Raw genomic sequence first — 21,962 nt, 5'->3', positions numbered from 1 at the left:
CTTTGTTCCCTTAAAACTTCAGTATTAACTATTAAATCTTTGCGTTAAATTAAAATAGATCCAACATTTCTATGCAGGCTTTTTACTGTTGTTTTCCAGATTGACATCAGGAACTACAGAATCCGGATCAAGCTTTACCTCATCTATTTCTTTTTTAGAATCCACTTTGAATGTCCATTCCGTATTTCTTTTCCAAACCTCAACAGGAATTTTCAAAGTCTGGGCTGTTCCGTCTTTGAATCTGATCTGTACTGTTGTAGGCATTGGCAGCTGCCCAATATTTTCAACCGTAATCTGAACTCCGTTCTTAAAGTCCCCGTTGATATACTGCACATTTTTAACAGCCTGATCAATTTTCCATTTATTAAAAAACCATCCTCTCCAGAACCAGTTCAGCTCCTCCCCGGAAACGTTTTCCATCGTATGGAAGAAATCCCATGGAGTTGGATGTTTAAAGGCCCAGCGGTCTATATATGTTCTGAATGCTTTATCAAATTTTTCAGGACCGAGAATGGCTTCTCTTAAAACATCCAATCCTGTTCCCGGTTTATAATAAGCCAATGCTCCAATACTTCTTTCTCTCATGTTATCCGGTCCTACCATTACAGGTTCCAGATTGTCATTCAGAAGGTAAACTCCTGATCGTGCCAGATTCGGTTTACGATAATATTCTCCTTTATTGAAAGCTTCGGTTGAAAGTCCGTTAATGAAGGTATTAAATCCTTCGTCCATCCAGGCAAACAATCTCTCATTGGATCCTACGATCATAGGAAACCAGTTGTGCCCAAACTCGTGATCCGTAACTCCCCAAAGATCTTCTCCTTTGGAATCCATATGACAGAAAACAATTCCCGGATATTCCATTCCGCCCTCGTTTCCTGCTACATTACTGGCTGCCGGATAAGTATATTCATACCATTTTTTTGAATAGTGCTCTATAGCAGCTTTAGTATATTCTGTAGCTCTTCCCCAGGCTTTTTCCCCGGCACTTTCTACAGGATAGGCCGAAATAGCCAAAGATTTCTTTCCGCTAGGTAAATTGATTTTTGCGGCATCTAAAATAAATGCTGCTGAAGAAGCCCAGGCAAAATCTCTCGCCTGTGTAATTTTAAATTTCCAGGTCTTTGTACCGGATATTTTATTTTTACCTATCTCAGACTCAGAGTGGATCGTTACCGTTTTATCACTGTTTCTTGCCTGATTCCATCTGCTGATTTCTTCCTTACTGTAAACATCTTTCTCATTCAAAAGCTCTCCTGATGCCACTACATAATGATTGGCAGGAACAGTAATATTGGCTGTGATATTTCCATATTCCAGATAAAACTCCGAAGCTCCAAGGTAAGGAAGCGTGTTCCATCCCATAACATCATCATATACGCACATTCTCGGATACCATTGCGCCATGGTAAAAATTTTACCATTTTTGGTTTCCTGAACTCCCATCCTGTCTGAACCATAATCCGGAGAAACAAAAGAATACTCTATTTCTATCTTGGCTACCCCTCCATTGGCTTTCAGTTCTTTTGGAAGATCTATCTGCATTCTTGTATCGGTAATGGTATATTTAACTTCTTTACCATCAAGCCTGACTGATTTAATCGTATATCCCCCGTTAAATTCTTCGCCATGGGCTCCATTTCTGCTTCCCGAAAGCGGAACAACTCCATTTCCTCTGGAATCTTTTGCAAACAGATTCTGATCCAGCTGCAGCCAAAGAAAACCTAATTTATCCGGGCTGTTGTTGGTATAGGTAATCTGTGCTGTACCGGTAATCTCTTTTTTATCTTCATTCAGGCTGACATTCAAATGATAATCTGCTGAATTCTGCCAATAAGCATGTCCGGGCTGCCCACTCGCAGAACGGGTTGCTGTACCTGTCTGCGGATAAAAGAACGGCTTAAATGCTTCTACATAATCATATTTCGGGGTCTGCTGGGCATAGGCAGATCCTGTGAACAGTACCACTGCAAGCGTCGAAACAAGGGTTGGAAGTTTAAAATTCATTTGAAAAAGTATTATTTTCTGTATAGGTAAAAAAAACTCCCGGAATTGTTACACATCCGGGAGTTTTTTTAATATAAGTTTAATTTAATTAGATTTTTTTGCTTTAATCATGGCTTCTAAAGCATCCCACATTTCACTTGGGATTGCTTCAAGCATATTGAATTCTCCTGCACCCTGAAGCCATTCTCCACCGTCGATGGTTACAACTTCTCCATTCATATAAGCTGAATAATCAGAAACCAGATAAGCGGCAAGGTTAGCAAGCTCCTGATGTTCCCCTACCCTTCTCAACGGAACTTTTTTCTTCATATCAAATTTTTCCTGAAGATCTCCCGGAAGAAGTCTGTCCCAGGCTCCTTTTGTAGGGAAAGGCCCCGGAGCAATGGCATTGAAACGGATTCCGTATTTTGCCCATTCTACGGCCAATGATCTGGTCATTGCCAGAACTCCTGCTTTTGCACAGGCTGATGGTACTACATAAGCAGAACCTGTCCATGCATATGTTGTTACAATATTCAGTACAGTTCCGGGTGTTTTAGAATCTATCCAGTGTTTCCCTACCGAAAGCGTACAGTTTTTTGTTCCTTTTAAAACAATATCCAGAATAGCATCAAAAGCAGAATGAGTCAGTTTTTCTGTGGGTGAAATAAAGTTACCTGCTGCATTATTCAACAAAATATCAATCTTTCCGAATTCTTTTAGTGCAGCCTCTTTCATGGCTTCTACCTCATCCCAGTTTCTTACATCACATGCTACACAAAGCACCTTACCTCCTGTTTCGTTTTCCAGTTCCTTAGCTGTAGTCTGTAGTTTCTCAAGATTTCTGGAAGTAATCACCACTTTGGCACCCAGCTCAAGAAAGTATTTGGTCATCGCTTTTCCCAAACCGCTTCCGCCTCCTGTTACAATTGCTACTTTATCTTTTAGTGCACCTTCGCGCAGCATAGGTTGTGTATATAGACTCATAAAATATTTTTTCTTAAAAATAATAAATAATGAAATGCAATCCCTTAAAACAGGTTGATAAATAATGCTACAAATAATTATTCTTTACATTATTTATGAAATGCATCAGTTTGTATAAAAGAAAAGTAGCCTGATCATTACGGTCAGGCTACTTGTATATTTTAAAATATTACAGATTAAGAAGCAACTACCACTCCTTTGAATGAAAGTGTTTTAGGGGTTTTGCTTTCACTTGTTGTAACATTTACAGTCTTCATAAACGGACCTGCCGCTGCTGCGTTGTAGCTAGCTTCTACAAATCCTTTTTTCCCCGGCTGGATAGGAGTTTTTGTATAATCTGCTGTAGTACACCCACATGAAGGAGCTACATTCTGAATGATGATTGGTTTTGAACTTGTGTTCGTAAATTCAAATCTGATCAATTTTGGTTTTCCCTGAGGAATATTTCCTACATCAATAGATTCTGATTTCCATTTAAGGGCATCTGCAACCATTTTTACAATGGAAGGAGCATTTGGAGTAAGTACATTTGCATAAAACGGAGAGAATGCCAATACGGCTAAAAGAGCTGTAATTTTTAATTTTTTCATGAGTATAAATTTTAATGTTTGAAACTGATTATTTTCTTTCGGTATAACAAATGTAAAGCAGGCTGTGATTACAACTTGTTAACCGTTGCCAAACATTTGTTAACAAGTTGTTAATGATAAAAGATAAATAGATATTTTTGGATAATATTGTTTCAGGAAATGAAAATAAAGAGACTCAATATTATCATAACGCTGGGATTTGTTGCTATTATCGGAATTTTAATAGCACAGCTGATGTGGACGATACAGGCTTATAATCTCGAAGATAAAAAATTTAATCAGAAGGTCAATATTGCTTTAATGGAGGTCGCAGAAAAACTCTCCGGAGGAAAGACATCCTACACCGAAAACCCTGTACAGAATATTGCCAATGACTATTATGTAGTCAATATCAACAATGAATTTCATCCGGTCGTTCTGGAATATTACCTGAAAACAGAGTTTACCCGTTTTCAGATCAATACAGATTATGTATATGCACTATACAATTGTCATAGTGATAAAATGGTGTACGGAAAATATATGACCTCACATCAGGAAAGCCCCAGCAACAAAGTGATCAATTTCCCAAAGCATAAAAACCTTATTTATTACTTTTCTATACGTTTTCCTGATAAAACCACTTATCTTATCAGTTCATTAAGATTCTGGTATCTCCTTACTTTTGCCCTTATCATCATTCTTCTGGTGTATGTATATTCTATCTATACCATTATTCAGCAAAAGAAATTTTCAGAATTGCAGCGGGATTTTATCAACAATATGACCCATGAGTTTAAAACCCCTTTATCCTCCATACTGTTAGCATCAGAAGCGCTTAATAAACAGGATCTGGTACAGGATAATTCCAAACTTCAGACCTATACATCTATTATTATCAATCAAAGCCATAAGCTCAATAATCATATTGAAAAGATACTGAATATTGCAAAAAATGATGTTTCCGGTTTATCATTAAAACCTCAAAAAATACTGCTGCTTCCTTTTATTCAGGAGATTGCAGACAGTATACAACACAAGAATAAAGACCTCAGCATTGAGATTGACATTGAATACAGTACTTCAATAATGGCTGATGAGTTTCACTTTACCAATATCATTTATAACCTTATCGATAACTCCATCAAATATTGTGAAACGAAACCATTGATTAAAATTTCAGCCCATAAAGATTCAAAAGGACTATATTTAAAGTTTAAAGACAACGGAATGGGAATTCCTGTTAAAAATATTCCTCATATTTTTGAAAAATTTTATCGGGTACATACCAAAAGAAGTGAAGAAGTGAATGGTTTTGGATTAGGATTGTTTTATGTAAAAAAAGTAGCTCACCAGCATCACTGGAAAATTTCTGTGGAGAATAATGAAGACCAGGGAATAACCACCACCATCTTTTGCCCGTTTTCAAGTTAATCATGTGTAATTATGGAGAAATCTAAAATTTTATATGCCGAAGATGACCAAACCATAGCTTTTCTGGTGGAGGACAGCCTGGAAAGTTATTATGATATCAGCTGTTATGCAGATGGCAAATCTGCATTGGAAGCATTTAACAGTCAGAGTTTTGATATTTGCCTGCTGGATATCATGATGCCGGGCATAAACGGTTTTGAATTGGCACAGCAGATACGCAGTAGGAATTCTGAAATACCTATTATTTTCATTTCTGCAAAAGCTTTAAAAGAAGACAGAATCAAAGGACTGAAAATAGGCGCTGATGATTATCTGGTTAAGCCCTTCAGCATTGAAGAACTAATGTTAAAAATTGAAGTTTTTCTGAAACGTACCAAGAAAACAGATACCGCTCCTCTACAATATAAAGTTGGTAAATATAGTTTTGATCCTAAAAACTATACGCTGCAAGGTATAGACCACAATATTACCCTTACCCAGAGAGAGTCTGACCTTCTTTTATATTTTATCCGACATAAAAATCTGGTGGTCAAAAGGCAGGACATCCTGAAGGCAATCTGGGGTGATGATGATTATTTTATGGGCAGGAGCCTTGATGTGTTTATTTCCCGATTGAGAAAGGTATTGGCCGAAGAACAGAATATTTTAATAGAAAACCTTCACGGAATAGGCTTCCGTTTTTCTGAGAAAGAATAAATAGTATTTAAGCTTATCTAAAACACAACAGAAATGATGATTTTAATTAATTTTAAACTTTGAAAATTGATCATTAATGAAACATCACAGCCCTACTGTTTTTCTATTTCTTTTATTTTTAAGTGCACAGTTTAAAGCTCAAAAGTTTGAGAAACTAACACAATATGTCAACCCACTGATCGGAACTGAAAAGATGGGGCATACTTATCCCGGGGCCACTGTTCCTTTTGGAGCTGTACAGCTAAGCCCTGAAACAGACACCATTTCTTATGAACTTAAAGGAAAGTACAATGGTGAGGTTTACAAATACTGTGCTGGGTACCGTTATGAGGATAAGACCATCGTAGGTTTCAGCTCTACCCACTTCAGCGGAACAGGGCATTCTGATCTCGGAGATTTTCTGATCATGCCTACCGTAGGGAAACTCCAGCTGAATCCCGGGACAGCTTCTAACCCTGAAAGTGGCTACAGAAGCAGATTTTCACATCAGAACGAAACAGCTGAAGCCGGATATTATAAAGTAAAACTGGATGATCATAATATCCTTGCTGAGTTAACAGCAACACCAAGAGTGGGAGTTCACCGATATACTTTTCCAAAATCTGACCAGTCCCACATTATTCTGGATCTGATGGCCGGTATTTACAATTATGACGGAAAAAATGTATGGACCTACGTTCGTGTGGAAAATGGAAATACCATCACAGGTTACCGTCAGACCAATGGCTGGGCAAGAACCAGAACGGTATATTTCGCCATGAAATTTTCAAAACCCTTTAAATCGTATGGTCAGAAAAACTATGATGAAAAACAGGTTTACAAAGGATTTTGGAGAAAATTCGACCAAAATCAGAATTTCCCGGAGATTGCAGGAAAGAACCTGAAAATGTATTTTGATTTTGACACCAATGAAAATGAAACCATTGAGGTAAAACTTGCCATTTCTCCCGTAAGCCAGGCCAACGCTTTAGAAAACCTGGAAAAAGAAGCCGGGAATATGACTTTTGATCAGATTAAAGCTATAGCCCAGGACAACTGGAATAAAGAATTAAATAAAATTGTTATCAAAGGTTCTGATACAGAAAAGACAAATTTTTATACAGCCATGTACCATACCTTTATTAATCCTACGACTTATATGGATGTCAATGGAGAATATAAAGGGCTGGATCAGAATATTCATAAAGCAGACGGCTTTACCAATTATACAACTTTCTCTTTATGGGACACTTACCGTACCCTACATCCATTTTTTAATATTATCCAGCCTAAGCGGAACAGTGACATGGTAAAATCCATGATGGCTCATTATCATCAGTTTTCTATGAAAATGCTGCCGATCTGGTCACATTATGCGAATGACAACTGGTGTATGAGTGGCTACCACAGTGTAAGTGTAGTAGCCGATGCTATCATTAAAGGTAATTATGAAGGGGATCCTGAAGAAGCCCTAAAAGCCTGTATAGAAACGGCTAACAAAAGAAATTACGAAGGCATAGGCCAATATATTGACCTTGGATACATTCCGGCAGAAAAAAATGGCACTTCCGTTTCCAATACATTAGAGTATGCCTATGATGACTGGGCCATTGCCCAATTGGCAAAACATTTGAACAAAACAGAAATCTACAATCAGTTTATCAAGCGATCTGAAAACTGGAAAAATAATTTTGACAAAACCATCGGGTTTATGCGTCCTCGCCTGGCGGACGGAAGTTTCAAAAAAGATTTTGATGTGTTAAGCACCCATGGACAAGGCTTCATTGAAGGAAACTCATGGAACTATAGTTTCTTTGTTCCACAAAATCCAGATGAACTGATTACGATGATGGGAGGAAAGAAGAAATTTGCATCCAAACTGGACGAACTGTTCACCATGCATCTCCCTGATGAATTTTTTGCTGACACTGAAGATATTACAAGGGAAGGGATTATCGGTGGGTATGTTCACGGAAACGAACCGGCTCATCATGTAGCTTATCTGTATAACTGGGCAGGTCAGCCATGGAAAGCTCAGGCACAGATCCGACGTATTCTGGAAATGCAGTACAAAGCTACACCAGACGGACTGGGCGGAAATGATGATGCCGGGCAAATGAGTGCATGGTATATTTTAAGTTCATTAGGATTTTATCCTGTAGCTCCGGGATCAGAGAACTATTCTATCGGAAGCCCTGCGATTGATCATGCTGTACTGAATCTGGAAAACGGGAAAACTTTTGAAATTGAAACCATCAATCAGAGTCCGGAAAATGTGTATGTCCAGAAAATTCTTCTGAATGGAAAAGAGATTAAAAACTTTATATTGAAGCATTCTGAAATTATGAATGGAGGAACGCTAACGTTTTATATGGGAAGTAAAACGAAGAAGTAAGAAGATGAATGGATAAAATAAGTTTTGGCTAAAGCCAATAGAGGAATACTAATAAAGAGAGCGGGCTAAAGCCCGCTCCTATTGAATTTTGAAATATTATCTTATTAATCTCTAGGTTCAAAAAGCAATCTCTCTCCGAATTTCCCTTCTGCAATTTTACCATTATCATACACCAGGTGTCCATTGACAAAAGTATGGGTAACTTTCGAGTGGAAATTCGTTCCTTCTAATGGGCTCCAGCCACATTTATACAGTAAGTTATCTTTGGAAACTGTCCAATCCTGATTTAAATCTACCAAAACAAGATCTGCTTTATATCCTTCTCTCACAAAACCTCTTTTTTCAACTTTAAAAAGAATAGCAGGATTATGAGCCATCTTTTCAACGATCTTCTCAAGGGATATTTTACCGTTTTTATAGTTTTCAAGCATCACCACCAATGAATGCTGTACCAAAGGTGCCCCTGATGGACATTTGGTATACACATTATTTTTTTCCTCTGCCGTATGTGGAGCGTGGTCCGTAGCGATAACATCAATTCTGTCATCCAGTAATGCTTCCCAAAGGGCATCTTTATCTTTTTGAGTTTTTACAGCCGGATTCCATTTGATAAGTCCTCCTTTTGTTTCGTAATCCTCGTTGGTAAACGTCAGGTGGTGCACACATACCTCAGCAGTGATCTTTTTATCTTTCAAAGGAATATCATTTCGGAAAAGTTCCATTTCTTTTGCTGTCGAAAGATGAAAAACGTGAAGTCTCGCCCCTGTTTTTTTCGCAAGTTCAATAGCTTTGGATGAAGATTTATAGCATGCTTCTTCACTTCTGATCAAATGATGGAATTTAACAGGAATATCTTCACCATATTCCTCCATGTATTTCTGAGTATTGGCCCTGATGGTAGCCTCATCTTCACAGTGAACCGCAATCAGCATTTTGGTATTGCTGAAAATATTTTCCAGTGTCTCAGGATTATCTACCAGCATATTTCCTGTAGATGATCCTAAAAATAACTTGATCCCGGGAACATTTCTTGGATTTGTTTTCAAAACTTCCTCAAGATTATCATTCGTTCCTCCCATCATAAAACCGTAATTGGCATACGCTTTTTGGGAAGCAGTCTCGTACTTATCTGCTAATAATTCCTGAGTAACAGCATTCGGAACAGTATTCGGCTGATCAATAAAACTTGTTACTCCTCCCGCAATCGCCGACCTTGATTCACTTTCAATATCTCCCTTATGGGTAAGCCCAGGCTCACGGAAATGAACCTGATCATCTATTACACCTGGAAGAAGATACTTACCAGAACCGTCAATCATCTGATCTGCCTCTTCAGAAATTCCCACAGCTATCTTAGAGATTAAATCATTTTCTATTAAGACATCGCTTTCAAAAATTTTCCCTTCGTTAACAATACTTACATTTTTTATAAGAACTTTCATTTCAATTTATTTCCCCGTAAAATTAAGATTTTAAGTTTTAATTCACCTCAAAATCACCAACCGAATGCTTAAAGTTTTACATTTGCAAAAAAATTTCGACTTTGTATAAGAAACTATTAGGACAGACAATCATCTACGGAGTGGGAGCAATAGCACCAAGAATTATTCTATTCATCCTTAATCCACTTTTGATCTATAAGATTCCCAATGAAGGTTTTGCAATTTTCACGCAGCTTTATGCGTGGATTTCTTTTGTTAATATTATCCTTTCTTTTGGTTTTGAAACAGCTTATTTCAGATTCTCAGCTGAAGAGGATAACGAGAAAAAGACGTTCAACACTTCGTTCTGGTTTTTATTTTCTACCTCCACTATTTTCCTTGCACTGTGTTATTTATTCAACCAGCCCATTGCAGATTATGCCGGGTATCATGACAATCCTGAATACATCAGATGGTTCGCACTGATTGCCTTTTTTGATAATTTACTGGTCATCCCTTTTGCATGGCTGCGCTTTCATAATAAACCGATCAAATATTCTGCAGTAAGAATTGTTCAGTCTATATTTCAGGCTGTTTTTACAGCCGCTTTATTCTTCTGGATTCCGGAAAATGTATCAAGAAGTATTGGTCTGGACCAAAATGTAGACTATCCGTTTTTCAGTAATCTGGCAGGAAGTGCATTAGGTTTTTTATTGCTGTTTCCTATTATATTAAAGGTAAGGTTTCAGTTTGTAACTTCTTTATTCGGGCGTATGATCAAATACTCCTTCCCACTGATGCTGGCAGGACTTGCCTTCATGGTAAATGAAAACTTTGATAAATCCATTCAGAGAAATCATATCACTGATGAAGAGGCAGGAGCCTACGGTGGATGCTATAAGCTGGCAGTACTGATGACCCTTTTTGTAACAGCCTACCGAATGGGTATTGAGCCCTTCTTTTTTAAACAGATGGATAAAGGGGATGCTAAAAAAACTTATGCCAATGTAGCTGAGTATTTTGCCTTTTTTGCAAGCGCTGTTGCTCTAGGAATTATTGCTAATATATCCTGGCTGAAAGCCGTCTTTATTCCTAATAAGTCCTATTGGATCGCCATAGATATCATCCCGATTATTGTCATTGCCAATCTTTGCTTCGGAATATATTATAACTTTTCAACATGGTATAAGGTAACAGACAGAACCAGTATGGGAACTGTTATTTCATGGCTTGGTGCAGGAATTAATATCGCTCTTAACCTTTTAGCTTTGAATTACTATCACAGTATGATCGGTTCTGCTTGGGCCACTTTTGGGGCTTATGTTATTATGATGATTGTCTCCTATCTGCTAGGACAAAAATACTACCCTATTCCTTACAGAATGAAGAAAATGTCTTTCTTCCTGATACTGCTTGGAATTTTCAGTTTTATCATTGTAAAATACCTCAACTATAATATTCTGACAAGTAACCTTCTATTTTTGATCTTTACCGGAATTTTGATTTATTCTGAAAAAAACCTGATTTTATCAAGAATCAGAAAGAATTAAACTTTGGTCTTTATTTTGCTTGTAAACAAACCTATTGTTAATTTAAACAAATATTTAAAAAGATAGAAATCGTACCTCATCAAAGGTTTTAATTATTATCTTTAACCTTAATATTTAAAACAACTAATAAAACATCTTTTATACATATAATTTATGAAAATTATTGTTCCTATGGCTGGACGTGGTTCCAGATTACGTCCACATACACTGACCGTTCCAAAACCTCTTATTCCTATTGCAGGAAAACCTATCGTACAGAGACTGGTGGAAGATATTGCTAAAGTTGCAGGAGAAAATATTGAAGAGGTAGCGTTTATCATCGGAGATTTTGGCCCTGAGATCGAAAGATCCCTGATTCAGATTGCTGAAAAGCTGGGAGCAAAAGGTAGTATATATTATCAGAACGATCCTCTTGGAACCGCTCATGCCATCAAATGTGCCGAGCAGTCCATGCAGGGAGATATCGTTATTGCTTTTGCAGATACTCTTTTCCGTGCAGATTTCCAGCTGGACAAAAATTCTGATGGTGTAATCTGGGTGAAGAGCGTTGAGGATCCATCTGCCTTCGGAGTAGTAAAATTGGATAACTACGGTTTTATTACCGACTTTGTAGAAAAACCGCAGACCTATGTTTCAGATCTTGCCATTATTGGGATCTACTATTTCAACAGTGCTGAAAAGCTGATGGATGAGATCAATTATATTATGGACAATGATATTAAAAACGGAGGTGAATATCAATTGACAACAGCACTTGAAAATCTAAGAGCAAAAGGTGCTAAGTTTACCCTGGGTAAAGTGAATGACTGGATGGACTGCGGGAATAAAAATGCTACAGTAGAGACCAACAGCAAAATTCTTGAATATGAAAGAGAGGAAATGACTCATTACCCTGCTTCCGCTGTGATTGAAAATTCCCTGATTATTCAGCCTTGCTTTATTGGTGAAAATGTAAAGATCTCCAATTCAAAAGTAGGCCCTGGCGTTTCTTTAGGGAACAACACAACTGTTGTAAACTCTAATATTGAAAACTCCCTGATTCAGGAAAACACCAGAATCAATCATGGAAACCTTTCCAATTCTATGATTGGTAATTCAGCACAGTATTTCGGAGTTGCCAGAGAAATTTCTTTAGGAGATTATTCTGTTTTAGATTTTCTGTCTAAATAGAAATTATTTAACTTAAACAAGATAACATCAGGCCACACAAAAGATTTTGTGTGGTTTGGCGTTAATATTGCACCGTATTTTTTAATTAAAGATAAATACATGAAAAATTGGATTCCACTTCTTTTATTGCTTCTTGCCCTATCATCCTGTAAGACCCGTACAACTGCTCAAAATGATACAGACCATGCACGGGACAGCATTAATGCTGTAAAGGACAATGGAAATCCAAAAGATGCCAATGAACCTGTGAGAGACAAGCTCACTTTCTATGAACATGTATTAATTCCACCTAAGTTTGACCAGATTAAAATCGACAGTAAAGTAAAGGTAGAAACAGGTAGTTTTGTACCTACACTTGATGCCACTATCTATATTGAAAATGATAAAAAGGTATGGATGAATCTCAGAGCCCTTTTTATAAATGCAGCCAGAGGTATTGCCACTCCTGAAGGAATCAAAGGGCAGGATAAAATCAATAAAACCTACATAGACTCTGATTTCGACTACCTCAATAACTTACTGAATGTCAATTTTATTGATTATAAATCATTGGAGAAAATCCTTTTGGGAAGAACCTTTGTAAAGATCAACGACAGACAGTTTGATCTGACCCGGAATGCGCAGGGATTTAAGATGGTTTCCAATGTCAATCAGAAAATTGTAACAGATGAAAAAAACAGGGAGTATAAAATTGCCCTGCAATATGATACCAACTATGATTTGCTGAATGTCAACTTAAAAGATATCCTGTCTTCAGATGAGCTGGATGTTTCTTATAGTGACTGGAATGAATACGAAGGAATCCGCCTTCCCAAAAATGTTAAAATAATTATAAAAGGCTCAAAATCTAGTCAGATTTTATTGGAAAATACGAAATTTGACTTTTCGAGGATGGAAACACCTTATTCTGTACCATCCAGTTATAAGAAAATTGAGATTAAATGATTAGAAAATTTAGCTTTTTAATAGGTGTTTTGATGTTTGGACTGCACCAGGGACAGCAGAACAAAGAACAACTGCAGAAGCAGAATGCCGAACTTAAAAAACAAATTGCACAAATAAATTCCGATTTAGCCAAAACCAGAAGTGAATCTAAACTTTCTATTGCTTATCTTTCCAATGTCAACCAAAAATTGGTATTGAGGGAAAAAGTCTATAACAACACTCAGAAAGAAAAAAGGTTCATTGAAGATGATATTTATTTACGTCAGCTGGAAATTAACCGTCAGAACAGAGAGCTGGCCGTTCTAAGAAAAAACTATGCTGAGGTTTTGGTGAATGCTTATAAAAATAAAGGTGTACAGAACAAAGTGACTTTTATTCTTTCCGCTAAAAATTTAGGGGAAGCTATACGAAGGGTACAGTATCTGAAACAATATTCTGATTACCAAGATAAAAAAGCTGCAGAAATCACTGATGCAGCCAATCTGATCAAGAAAACCATCGCACAAAAACAAAATTCTGTAAAAGAGAAAGAAAACCTTTTGGTTAATCAGCAGAAGGATCTGGCGACAATTAATGCAGAAAGAGCCCAGAAAGAACAGCTTGTAGCCGAATTTAAGAAAAATGAATCCAAACTGACTGCAGAACTTAAGCAGAAACAAGTTCAGTCCAAAGCTTTGGAAGGGCAGATCAGAGCCATCATTGCAGAAGAAATAAGAATCGCTAAAGCTGAAGAAGAAGCTAGAAAAAAAGCTGAAGCTGAAAAAATACGTTTGGCAAAGCTGGCTGCTGAAAGAGAAAAAGCAAGAATTGAAGCGGAAGCTAAAGCAAGAGCAGAAGCCCTTGAAAGAGAAAGAAGACTTGCAGAGGCAGAAGCTAAAAAAGCCGCTGAACTGGCAGCAAAAAGAGCAGAAGAAGAGAGAAAACGCAGCGAAGAAGCTGCCAAGGCAGAAGCCAACGCAAGAGATGAAGCCAGAAGAGTCGCTGCTAAAAAGGCCTCAGACGAAGCCAATGCAAGAGCTAAAGAAGCTGCAGATAAATTAACCGCAGCAAGAGCTGCAGAAGCAGCCCTTGCTAAAAGAAAAGAAGACGAGAAAAAGGCAGCTGAAACAAAGGCCATGACAAGCTACGGAGTCACCACTGCTGCGGGAAGCAGTTTTGCTGACAACAGAGGAAGACTTGGCTATCCTGCTGACAGAGCCGGACAGATCACCCACCGTTTCGGAAGACAGCCACACCCGGTTTTCAAAAATATTACCGAAGAGAATAATGGTATTAAAATCTCTGTTCCTTCCGGTACACGGGCTAAATCCGTATTCCCGGGATCGGTATCCTCAGTACTGGCTAACAATGACGGGACCAAAACCGTGATCATCAAACACGGAAGCTACTTTACCATTTATTCCAACTTAGCAAATGTAAGCGTTTCCAAGGGACAACAGGTTTCTTCAGGAACTCCTGTAGGCACCATAGCTCAGGATTTTGACGGCGCCTATACACTTGATTTCCAAGTATGGAATGGAAGTACACCAGTTGATCCGTTAGGTTGGATTTCATATTAAAAAAAGTGTACCTTTGTAGAAATTTTAAGAGATGAATACATTAACAATACTTGCCTTATCTTGGCAGCACATCCTTATCGTGGCAATCATTTTAGTATTGCTTTTTGGAGGGAAGAAAATTCCGGAATTAATGAGAGGAGTAGGTTCAGGAATCAAGGAATTTAAAGATGCAGTAAAAGAAGAAGATAAACCGGGTTCTGAAAATAAATCGGCTTCCAATAACAATAATTCTTCAAGCAACTAAAATTCCTTAGAATTAATGAAATTTACTGAGACTGCATGGAAAATCTTCAATCAAGCTATTGAAGACTATCACGTGTCTGATGACGTTAACACTCTAATTAATAACCCGTTTGAAAAAGATAGTTTGGAACGGATTTTGTATGCAAAGAACTGGATTGATACCGTTCAATGGCATCTGGAAGATATAATTAGAGATGAAAATATTGACCCGGCTGAAGCTCTTCAACTCAAGAGAACAATAGATGCTTCCAATCAGAAAAGAACTGATCTGGTAGAATATATTGATAGCTGGTTCCTTAATAAGTTTGAAAATATAACTCCTAAATCTGAAGCAAAAATAAATACCGAAACTCCCGCTTGGGCAGTAGACAGATTATCAATTCTTGCATTAAAGGTTTATCATATGTCGTTAGAAGCCAATAGAGAATCCGCTTCTGAAGAACACAGAAACAACTGCCAGGCTAAACTGGATGTTCTGCTTACTCAGAAAGAAGACCTATCAACTTCTATAGATCAGTTGCTTACTGATATTGAAAACGGTAACGTTAAGATGAAAGTTTACAAACAAATGAAAATGTACAACGATGAAAGTCTTAACCCAATCCTTTATCAAAAAGGGCAACAGAAATGAAACGACTATTTTTTTTTGGAGTACTTATCATATTAACATCTTCCTGCGCAACAGAAAAGCTAAATCTTTCTCCGTTGTCAAATAATTTTTATAGTGATACTAAAGGTTCTGATTCCGACAGAAGCTCAAAGAAGAATTTTAATATCAATATTAAAGAGAATGTAAATGCTTCTGAAATTTCAAATATGATCTCTACTTTTCCAAAGTTTAAAAACAACGGAATAAATGATGAGATTACAAATTTGAAATACAGTCTTCAGAATTATTTATATGCTATTGATGCCAGTAATTCTACAGGAAAAAGCAGAGCCCTTAAAAGCTTCGAAAAATCATACAAAAAAATTCAAAAGCTAAGGCAGAATCTTGACAGAGACGACGATGAGGTTCTCAACAGGTATTTGGTTCGTTTAAAAACCAATATTTCTGTTATTGAAGATACTTTGCCAGGAAGTTAAAAACCAATTGAACAATCAATGATTAAAATTCAGGCGGAAGCCAATGTTCCTACAGAATACGGTACTTTCCGAATGATAGCTTTCTCCGAAAACGCAAATGACTGGATGCCTCATATGGCCATCGTTGCTGAAAACACAGATTTTTCAAAACCAGTCAATGTTCGTTTCCACTCAGAATGTATTACCGGAGAAGTTTTCCATTCAAAAAAATGTGAATGCGGCCAACAATTAGATGCTGCAATGAAATATATTCACGAAAATGGTGGTATCATTATTTACCTTCGCCAGGAAGGAAGAAATATCGGAATCATCAATAAGCTTAAAGCATACTCACTACAGGAAAAAGGACTGGATACTGTACAGGCAAACCTTGAACTGGGACTTCCTGCAGACGACAGAAATTTTGGAGTAGCCATTGAAATTCTTAATCTGCTGAATGTGAAAGATATCAATCTTTTGACCAATAATCCTGAAAAAGTAAAGTATGTGGTCAACAGCAATATTCACCTTAATTCACGAGTACCACTACAGATTCCAGCCAATGAAATAAGCAAGGGCTATCTGCAGACAAAAAAAGATTTCTTTGGACATCTCCTGGATGACAATGATAACTAAATAAAACAAAAAGCTTCAGTATATTTCTGAAGCTTTTCTTTTATCATTTATTCAGTTTTTCTTTTCACATAGTTTGCATAAATACTGATCGAAATATTTATTTTTACGGCATATAAATCAAAAGCCCCGGAAGTGAACTCCCGGAGCTTTTTTAATTATAAAAAACTGAAAAGATATTTCTTAATTTTTAACTACGATCTTAGACTCATCAATATTGTAATATTTAATTACACTGTTGTAGTCTGAATAATCAACCGTAGATGTTGCTGTTGCACTCTTAGATGTACCGGTTTTCGCAGGAACAATTACAACCCTGAATTTTTTGTTTGTATAGTATCCCGGATTATTATCTAAATTAACTCCATTTGTAGATCTTACATCGATTCCGATATCAAACTTACTGAAGTCATATGAATACTCAACTTTATCCGCCCCATTATTAGGATACTCAGTATAGGTAAGTAATTTCCAAATTGGAGAATTATTATTAGTAAGCCCTGTCTGTAAATAGATAAGAACTACATCAGATTCAAGTAACGGGCTTTTGAAAGCATCATCAAAATGATATGTATAGCTATCCTGTTTTACAAATTTTGGAATAATGTCATACGCTGTAGAGTATGTATCATTATCTGTACCCGGATTTACAACAACAGGATCATTGTTGCTGTTATCACAGCTATATGCTAAGAAACCTAACCCGGCAAGTAATATAAGTGGAAGAATTTTTTTCATTTCTCTTAAAGTTTAGTTATTATTTATATTGCGTATTCAAATCATATACCAAAAATTTCAAAAACTTTGTTTTCATCATTTTTTTAATTGTATTTTTGTTCTTATTCAAAAGTCATGAAGAAATTAATATATACTTCACTCTTTATTGTTGCATTAATAAACCCTAAGGCCAAGGCCCAGTATCAGCCAAAAAATGCATCCAAGGAAGATTTGAAAAAGGCTCAGCAATGGGTTGATAAAACGTACAAAAATCTTTCTCAGGATGAAAAACTTGGACAGCTTTTTATTGTTGCACTGTATACCAATAAAGGAGAGGATTATATCAGTCAGGTAAGAAATATTGTTACTAACGATAAAATAGGAGGTTTGATCTTAATGCAGGATGATGCCGCAAGGGAAATCAGTCTGGTGAATGAATTTCAACAAAAATCGAAAGTTCCTCTGATGATCGGTATGGATGCGGAATGGGGTCTGTATCAGAGAATTGCCACCGCTCACAAATTTCCATGGGCCATGACATTAGGTGCTATCCAGGATAAAAATCTTGTCTATCAGATGTCTGCAAAAATTGCCGAAGACTGCCACAGAATGGGGATCAACTGGGATTTTGCCCCGGTAGTGGATGTGAACACCAATCCCGATAACCCAATCATTGGCAACAGAAGTTTTGGTTCTGAAGTGAATAATGTGATCAGTTCTGCCCTATCCTACTCTAATGGTCTTCAGGATAACAATATACTGGCAGCTATTAAGCATTTCCCAGGCCACGGAGATACGAGCACAGATTCTCATCTTGACCTTCCTGTAGTTTCTCATAACATTGACAGGCTTAATGCAGTAGAGCTGGCACCATTCAAAGCTTTAATGAACAAAGGAATAGGCGGTGTAATGGTTGCCCACTTATATGTTCCAAACTTAGAATCCGGAAAAGGAATTCCGGCTTCTGTTTCTAAAAATATTATTACCGGATTACTTAAAGATAAATTAGGCTTTAAAGGTTTAATCATTACTGATGCTCTCAACATGGGCGCTGTAGCCAATAAATACAAACCTGGTGAACTGGACGCGATGGCTTTTAAAGCGGGAAATGACATTATGCTTTTCTCACAGGGTGTTTCTGAAGGCAAAAAACTGATTCAGAAAGCCATTGATAAAGGAGAAATCCCACAATCCAGAGTAGAGGAAAGTGTGAAAAAGATCTTATTGACCAAGTATTTTCTCGGTCTTACCCAATACACTCCAAAGAATCCGGAAAACATCAATGCTGACCTGAATAACAATTCCCATACCCAGCTGGTACAAAATCTTTATTCTAATGCATTGACTTTATTAAAAGATGAAAAGAAATTACTTCCTCTTTCAGGTAAACCAGTTTATTATGTTCCTCTGGAAGAAGCTCCTTACCAGACTTTTGCCAACAGATTGGGGAATAATATTATCATCAAAAAAGCTGGGGAAATAAACACGATACCAGCAGGTTCTAAAGTAATCGTAGGTCTTCATAAAGATAATTCAACCGCTTATAAGCCTTATAAGATTTCAGCTGAATCTAAAAAAACACTTTCTGATCTTACCAAAAATCAAAATGTCATTCTGAATGTATTCGGAAGTGCTTATGCATTAAAAGATATCGACATTTCAAGAGTATCAACAGTTCTTGTTTCTTATGAAAACAATGATGATTCTATGAACGCAACTGCTGATGCTCTCAACGGAAAAACAAAAATATGGGGAAAACTTCCGGTACTGGTCAATGATCAGCTGAAGCCGGGAATGGGTATAGAACTTCATGCCATTACCCCAGCAAATACCAAATAATACAACATCAAACAACAATAATCTAATGAAAATAGGCATACTTTGCTATCCTACCTATGGAGGAAGCGGAATTGTAGCAACAGAATTAGGAATGTCTCTCGCCAATAAAGGATATGAAGTACATTTCATCAGTTCTGCACTTCCTGCAAGATTAGACATTACCAACCCGAATATTTTCTTTCACAGGGTCAATGTTCAAACCTATCCGCTTTTCCAGTATCAGCCTTATGATATTGCTTTAAGTTCCATGATCTACAGGGTTGTCAATCTTTATAAACTGGACCTTCTTCATGCACATTATGCCATTCCTTATGCGTATGCAGCTTTTACAGCGAAACAAATGCTGAAGGAAGATAATAATGATATTCCTTTGGTCACTACCCTGCACGGTACAGACATTACTCTTGTAGGCCAGCACCCGAGTTATAAACATGCTGTAGAATTTTCAATCAATCAGTCTGATGCTATTACATCAGTTTCTGAAAGTCTGAAAAAAGATACGCTTCAGTTTTTCAATATCAAAAAAGAAATTCAGGTAATTACCAATTTTATTGACAATTCCGAATTTGATGACTGCTCTGAATGCCAGAGAACACAGTTCGCCAATCCCGATGAAAAAATCCTGATCCATGTATCCAACCTCCGCCCTGTAAAACGTGTGGATGAAGTATTACAGATCTTTAAAAATGTTGAAAAAAAGGTAAAATCCAAACTTATCATTATCGGAGAAGGACCTGATATGGAAAAAGTAAATCAGTTTCTGGAAGAGAATCCGGATCTTATTTCCAAAATCCGTCTTTTAGGAAAGGTGAATGATCTTTATAAAATCTTACAGCTTTCTGACGTATTTCTTCTTCCTTCAGAACAGGAGAGTTTCGGACTGGCAGCTCTGGAAGCGATGGCAGCTTATACTCCGGTAATCAGTTCCAATGCAGGAGGAATTCCTGAAGTAAACATTCAGGGAGAGACCGGATATCTTGCTGAAATCGGAAATGTAGAAGCCATGAGCAACTACACCATCAAATTGCTGAGTAATGATGAGCTTTTAACCAAAATGAAGCAAAATGCGAAAGATCAGGCAATAAAATTCGATTTGAAAAACATTCTTCCTATTTATGAGAAAATGTATAGAACAACCATAGAAAATTTTAATAAGGAGCTGACGAAAGTATAATATTTCTATTATATTTACGTCACACTTATGACGGAAAAACTACTTCAATATCTTTGGAACTATAAAGCTTTCAGACATTTTAACTTCAAGGATATTGAAGGAAACCCCGTTGAGATCATTCACTTCGGAAAATGGAATAAAAATGCCGGCCCCGATTTTCTTGATGCTAAAATCAAGATCAGCGGATTATTGCTGGCAGGTAATATAGAACTGCATACCCGTTCTTCTGAATGGATTTTTCACCACCATTCCCAGGATCCCAATTATCAGAATATCATTCTTCATGTTGTTTTTCAGCACGACATTGAAATCTATGAGCTTAGCGAAAAGAATGTGCCTACTCTGGAGCTGAAGACCTATATTGATGAAAGCATCATTGCAAAATATGAGAATATCATTAATGGAGATAAATTCATTGCCTGTGAAAATATTTTTGATCCTAGAAAGATACCGATCAATTTCCACGAAGAAAATATTCTGAAAAAACTGGATGAGAAAGCTTCAGAGCTTGAAGAAAGTCTACACCGATATAAAAATAATTTTGAGGCTGTTTTATTTCACAGCTTTGCTTATTCATTCGGATTAAAAGTAAATGCCCATATTTTCAGACAGCTTGCAGAAAGTATAGATTACAGTATCATTAATAAAATAAGGCAGAATCCTGTTCAGCTTGAAGCCTTACTGTTTGGAATTGCCGGATGGCTGGATAATCCACAGGACAGCCAGATGAAAATATGGAAAAGAGAATTTGATTTCATTACAGCTAAATTTTCTATTTCAGACCTGAAATTCCGTCCTAAATTTCTAAGGTTAAGACCTCCCAATTTTCCTACAATACGATTTTCTCAGCTTGCAGATCTTTATAAAAATCAGAATTTATTTTCTAAAATTATGGAGGCTGACAACTCAGATCAGATATATAACCTATTTAAACCTGTGAAAGCTTCAGCGTATTGGGATTTTCATTTTAATTTTGGCAGCATTTCCAAACTACAGCCTAAAACATTGAGTAAAGATTTTGTTGATCTTCTTATTCTGAACACAGTTCTTCCTTTAAAATATGCTTATCACAGATATCATAAAGAAGAGATTGCAGATGAAATTATTGACTTGTACAGAACCATTTCCGCCGAAAAAAATACCATCACTACAAACTGGAAAAAACTTGGACTGAACATTGAGAATGCTTTGGAAAGCCAAAGCCTGATCTATCATCATAAAAACATGTGCGAAAACAAAAACTGTTTAGACTGTGGTATCGGATTTAAGCTTTTAAAAGAATAACTGTATCTGAAGGTTATATTATTCAAAATCTTTGTCAAAAAATTTTCTTACCTTGCAGTATTGGATTTGAACTTTTAAATAACAATCTGGAAATGCTGAGTAATATCCGTCATAAAATGGAAAGAGAATGGTTTGGCGTACTGACAAGAATGGGGGCCAAGTTGGGAATTCCTGTTTCCAAATTGAGAATTTTCTTCATCTACTCTACTTTTGCAACCGCCGGTTTTTTCTTTCTGATCTATCTGGGATTGGCATTTACCCTTTGGATTAAAGATATTTTCATCACCAGAAGACCAAGCGTCTTTGATTTATAATT

Annotated in this window: 20 protein-coding genes; 15 read left to right on the top strand and 5 right to left on the bottom strand. The window is 36.8% G+C overall.

Annotated features, from left to right (window positions below):
- Positions 1–69: 69 nt before the first annotated feature.
- From AC3FI7_RS19220 to AC3FI7_RS19210, 3 genes are all read right to left on the bottom strand, one after another.
- Positions 70–2,007, bottom strand: a complete 1,938-nt coding sequence (locus AC3FI7_RS19220) for a M1 family metallopeptidase (RefSeq protein WP_491460707.1) — start codon at positions 2,005–2,007, stop codon at positions 70–72.
- Positions 2,008–2,091: 84 nt separating this feature from the next.
- Positions 2,092–2,973: an SDR family oxidoreductase gene (locus AC3FI7_RS19215; protein ID WP_291905266.1), complete on the bottom strand. Its 882-nt coding sequence runs from the start codon at positions 2,971–2,973 to the stop codon at positions 2,092–2,094.
- 176 nt (positions 2,974–3,149) lie between these two features.
- Positions 3,150–3,563 carry a DUF1573 domain-containing protein gene (locus tag AC3FI7_RS19210; RefSeq protein ID WP_491460706.1) on the bottom strand — a complete coding sequence of 138 codons (414 nt, stop codon included), beginning with the start codon at positions 3,561–3,563 and terminating at the stop codon, positions 3,150–3,152.
- Positions 3,564–3,722: 159 nt separating this feature from the next.
- Here AC3FI7_RS19210 and AC3FI7_RS19205 point away from each other — a divergent pair, with 159 nt between their 5' ends.
- The 3 genes from AC3FI7_RS19205 to AC3FI7_RS19195 all read left to right on the top strand — a co-directional run bounded on the left by AC3FI7_RS19205 (position 3,723) and on the right by AC3FI7_RS19195 (position 8,046).
- The gene (locus tag AC3FI7_RS19205) at positions 3,723–4,976 is read left to right on the top strand and encodes a sensor histidine kinase (protein WP_491460705.1); all 1,254 of its coding nucleotides are present in this window, start codon (positions 3,723–3,725) and stop codon (positions 4,974–4,976) included.
- A gap of 12 nt (positions 4,977–4,988) precedes the next feature.
- A complete protein-coding gene (locus tag AC3FI7_RS19200; protein WP_491460704.1) occupies positions 4,989–5,672 on the top strand; it encodes a response regulator transcription factor in 684 nt (227 codons plus the stop codon).
- 76 nt (positions 5,673–5,748) lie between these two features.
- Complete coding sequence (locus tag AC3FI7_RS19195; protein ID WP_491460703.1) at positions 5,749–8,046, top strand: GH92 family glycosyl hydrolase; 2,298 nt, start codon at positions 5,749–5,751, stop codon at positions 8,044–8,046.
- 104 nt (positions 8,047–8,150) lie between these two features.
- Here AC3FI7_RS19195 and AC3FI7_RS19190 read toward each other — a convergent pair whose 3' ends face one another.
- Complete coding sequence (locus tag AC3FI7_RS19190) at positions 8,151–9,488, bottom strand: dihydroorotase (protein WP_142726156.1); 1,338 nt, start codon at positions 9,486–9,488, stop codon at positions 8,151–8,153.
- Positions 9,489–9,589: 101 nt separating this feature from the next.
- Here AC3FI7_RS19190 and AC3FI7_RS19185 point away from each other — a divergent pair, with 101 nt between their 5' ends.
- The 8 genes from AC3FI7_RS19185 (at position 9,590) to ribA (ending at position 16,635) form a co-directional block, all read left to right on the top strand.
- Positions 9,590–11,017 (top strand): oligosaccharide flippase family protein, encoded by a 1,428-nt coding sequence (locus AC3FI7_RS19185; RefSeq protein ID WP_142726157.1) that lies wholly within the window; start codon positions 9,590–9,592, stop codon positions 11,015–11,017.
- Between the two features lie 153 nt (positions 11,018–11,170).
- Positions 11,171–12,187 carry a sugar phosphate nucleotidyltransferase gene (locus AC3FI7_RS19180; protein ID WP_142726158.1) on the top strand — a complete coding sequence of 339 codons (1,017 nt, stop codon included), beginning with the start codon at positions 11,171–11,173 and terminating at the stop codon, positions 12,185–12,187.
- Between the two features lie 99 nt (positions 12,188–12,286).
- Positions 12,287–13,132: a lipoprotein insertase outer membrane protein LolB1 gene (lolB1, locus tag AC3FI7_RS19175; protein ID WP_142726159.1), complete on the top strand. Its 846-nt coding sequence runs from the start codon at positions 12,287–12,289 to the stop codon at positions 13,130–13,132.
- Complete coding sequence (locus AC3FI7_RS19170) at positions 13,129–14,691, top strand: M23 family metallopeptidase (RefSeq protein WP_142726160.1); 1,563 nt, start codon at positions 13,129–13,131, stop codon at positions 14,689–14,691. Before lolB1 ends, AC3FI7_RS19170 begins: the two co-directional genes overlap by 4 nt.
- Positions 14,692–14,722: 31 nt before the next feature.
- The gene (locus AC3FI7_RS19165) at positions 14,723–14,935 is read left to right on the top strand and encodes a Sec-independent protein translocase subunit TatA/TatB (RefSeq protein ID WP_002981818.1); all 213 of its coding nucleotides are present in this window, start codon (positions 14,723–14,725) and stop codon (positions 14,933–14,935) included.
- 15 nt (positions 14,936–14,950) lie between these two features.
- Positions 14,951–15,565: a DUF4254 domain-containing protein gene (locus AC3FI7_RS19160; RefSeq protein ID WP_142726161.1), complete on the top strand. Its 615-nt coding sequence runs from the start codon at positions 14,951–14,953 to the stop codon at positions 15,563–15,565.
- Positions 15,562–16,020, top strand: coding sequence for a hypothetical protein (locus AC3FI7_RS19155; protein WP_142726162.1), 459 nt, complete (start codon positions 15,562–15,564; stop codon positions 16,018–16,020). Before AC3FI7_RS19160 ends, AC3FI7_RS19155 begins: the two co-directional genes overlap by 4 nt.
- Positions 16,021–16,038: 18 nt before the next feature.
- Entirely contained in the window at positions 16,039–16,635 is a 597-nt protein-coding gene (gene ribA / locus AC3FI7_RS19150) for a GTP cyclohydrolase II (RefSeq protein WP_491460702.1), read from the top strand.
- A 180-nt stretch (positions 16,636–16,815) separates the two neighbouring features.
- Here ribA and AC3FI7_RS19145 read toward each other — a convergent pair whose 3' ends face one another.
- Positions 16,816–17,370 (bottom strand): hypothetical protein, encoded by a 555-nt coding sequence (locus AC3FI7_RS19145; protein WP_142726164.1) that lies wholly within the window; start codon positions 17,368–17,370, stop codon positions 16,816–16,818.
- Between the two features lie 114 nt (positions 17,371–17,484).
- Between AC3FI7_RS19145 and AC3FI7_RS19140 the strand changes: the two genes are divergently transcribed.
- From AC3FI7_RS19140 to AC3FI7_RS19125, 4 genes are all read left to right on the top strand, one after another.
- On the top strand, positions 17,485–19,188 hold the full coding sequence (locus AC3FI7_RS19140) for a glycoside hydrolase family 3 protein (RefSeq protein ID WP_491460701.1): 1,704 nt from the start codon (positions 17,485–17,487) through the stop codon (positions 19,186–19,188).
- Between the two features lie 25 nt (positions 19,189–19,213).
- Positions 19,214–20,362, top strand: coding sequence for an N-acetyl-alpha-D-glucosaminyl L-malate synthase BshA (gene bshA / locus AC3FI7_RS19135; protein ID WP_142726166.1), 1,149 nt, complete (start codon positions 19,214–19,216; stop codon positions 20,360–20,362).
- Positions 20,363–20,389: 27 nt separating this feature from the next.
- Positions 20,390–21,646 carry a DUF2851 family protein gene (locus tag AC3FI7_RS19130; protein WP_491460700.1) on the top strand — a complete coding sequence of 419 codons (1,257 nt, stop codon included), beginning with the start codon at positions 20,390–20,392 and terminating at the stop codon, positions 21,644–21,646.
- Positions 21,647–21,738: 92 nt separating this feature from the next.
- Positions 21,739–21,960, top strand: a complete 222-nt coding sequence (locus tag AC3FI7_RS19125) for a PspC family transcriptional regulator (protein WP_027373948.1) — start codon at positions 21,739–21,741, stop codon at positions 21,958–21,960.
- Positions 21,961–21,962: the final 2 nt, after the last annotated feature.

The organism is Chryseobacterium sp. TQ-BC-N36 (assembly GCF_058382295.1).
Note: the sequence above shows the minus strand (reverse complement) of the source record. Positions and strands in the feature narration are given on the sequence as shown.

Bases quoted from the DNA above. Each gene is read 5' to 3' on its own strand.
- AC3FI7_RS19220 (WP_491460707.1), bottom strand. From the start codon at position 2,007: ATGAATTTTAAACTTCCAACCCTTGTTTCGACGCTTGCAGTGGTACTG.
- AC3FI7_RS19215 (WP_291905266.1), bottom strand. From the start codon at position 2,973: ATGAGTCTATATACACAACCTATGCTGCGCGAAGGTGCACTAAAAGAT.
- AC3FI7_RS19210 (WP_491460706.1), bottom strand. From the start codon at position 3,563: ATGAAAAAATTAAAAATTACAGCTCTTTTAGCCGTATTGGCATTCTCT.
- AC3FI7_RS19205 (WP_491460705.1), top strand. From the start codon at position 3,723: ATGAAAATAAAGAGACTCAATATTATCATAACGCTGGGATTTGTTGCT.
- AC3FI7_RS19200 (WP_491460704.1), top strand. From the start codon at position 4,989: ATGGAGAAATCTAAAATTTTATATGCCGAAGATGACCAAACCATAGCT.
- AC3FI7_RS19195 (WP_491460703.1), top strand. From the start codon at position 5,749: ATGAAACATCACAGCCCTACTGTTTTTCTATTTCTTTTATTTTTAAGT.
- AC3FI7_RS19190 (WP_142726156.1), bottom strand. From the start codon at position 9,488: ATGAAAGTTCTTATAAAAAATGTAAGTATTGTTAACGAAGGGAAAATT.
- AC3FI7_RS19180 (WP_142726158.1), top strand. From the start codon at position 11,171: ATGAAAATTATTGTTCCTATGGCTGGACGTGGTTCCAGATTACGTCCA.
- lolB1 (WP_142726159.1), top strand. From the start codon at position 12,287: ATGAAAAATTGGATTCCACTTCTTTTATTGCTTCTTGCCCTATCATCC.
- AC3FI7_RS19170 (WP_142726160.1), top strand. From the start codon at position 13,129: ATGATTAGAAAATTTAGCTTTTTAATAGGTGTTTTGATGTTTGGACTG.
- AC3FI7_RS19165 (WP_002981818.1), top strand. From the start codon at position 14,723: ATGAATACATTAACAATACTTGCCTTATCTTGGCAGCACATCCTTATC.
- AC3FI7_RS19160 (WP_142726161.1), top strand. From the start codon at position 14,951: ATGAAATTTACTGAGACTGCATGGAAAATCTTCAATCAAGCTATTGAA.
- AC3FI7_RS19155 (WP_142726162.1), top strand. From the start codon at position 15,562: ATGAAACGACTATTTTTTTTTGGAGTACTTATCATATTAACATCTTCC.
- ribA (WP_491460702.1), top strand. From the start codon at position 16,039: ATGATTAAAATTCAGGCGGAAGCCAATGTTCCTACAGAATACGGTACT.
- AC3FI7_RS19145 (WP_142726164.1), bottom strand. From the start codon at position 17,370: ATGAAAAAAATTCTTCCACTTATATTACTTGCCGGGTTAGGTTTCTTA.
- AC3FI7_RS19140 (WP_491460701.1), top strand. From the start codon at position 17,485: ATGAAGAAATTAATATATACTTCACTCTTTATTGTTGCATTAATAAAC.
- bshA (WP_142726166.1), top strand. From the start codon at position 19,214: ATGAAAATAGGCATACTTTGCTATCCTACCTATGGAGGAAGCGGAATT.
- AC3FI7_RS19130 (WP_491460700.1), top strand. From the start codon at position 20,390: ATGACGGAAAAACTACTTCAATATCTTTGGAACTATAAAGCTTTCAGA.
- AC3FI7_RS19125 (WP_027373948.1), top strand. From the start codon at position 21,739: ATGCTGAGTAATATCCGTCATAAAATGGAAAGAGAATGGTTTGGCGTA.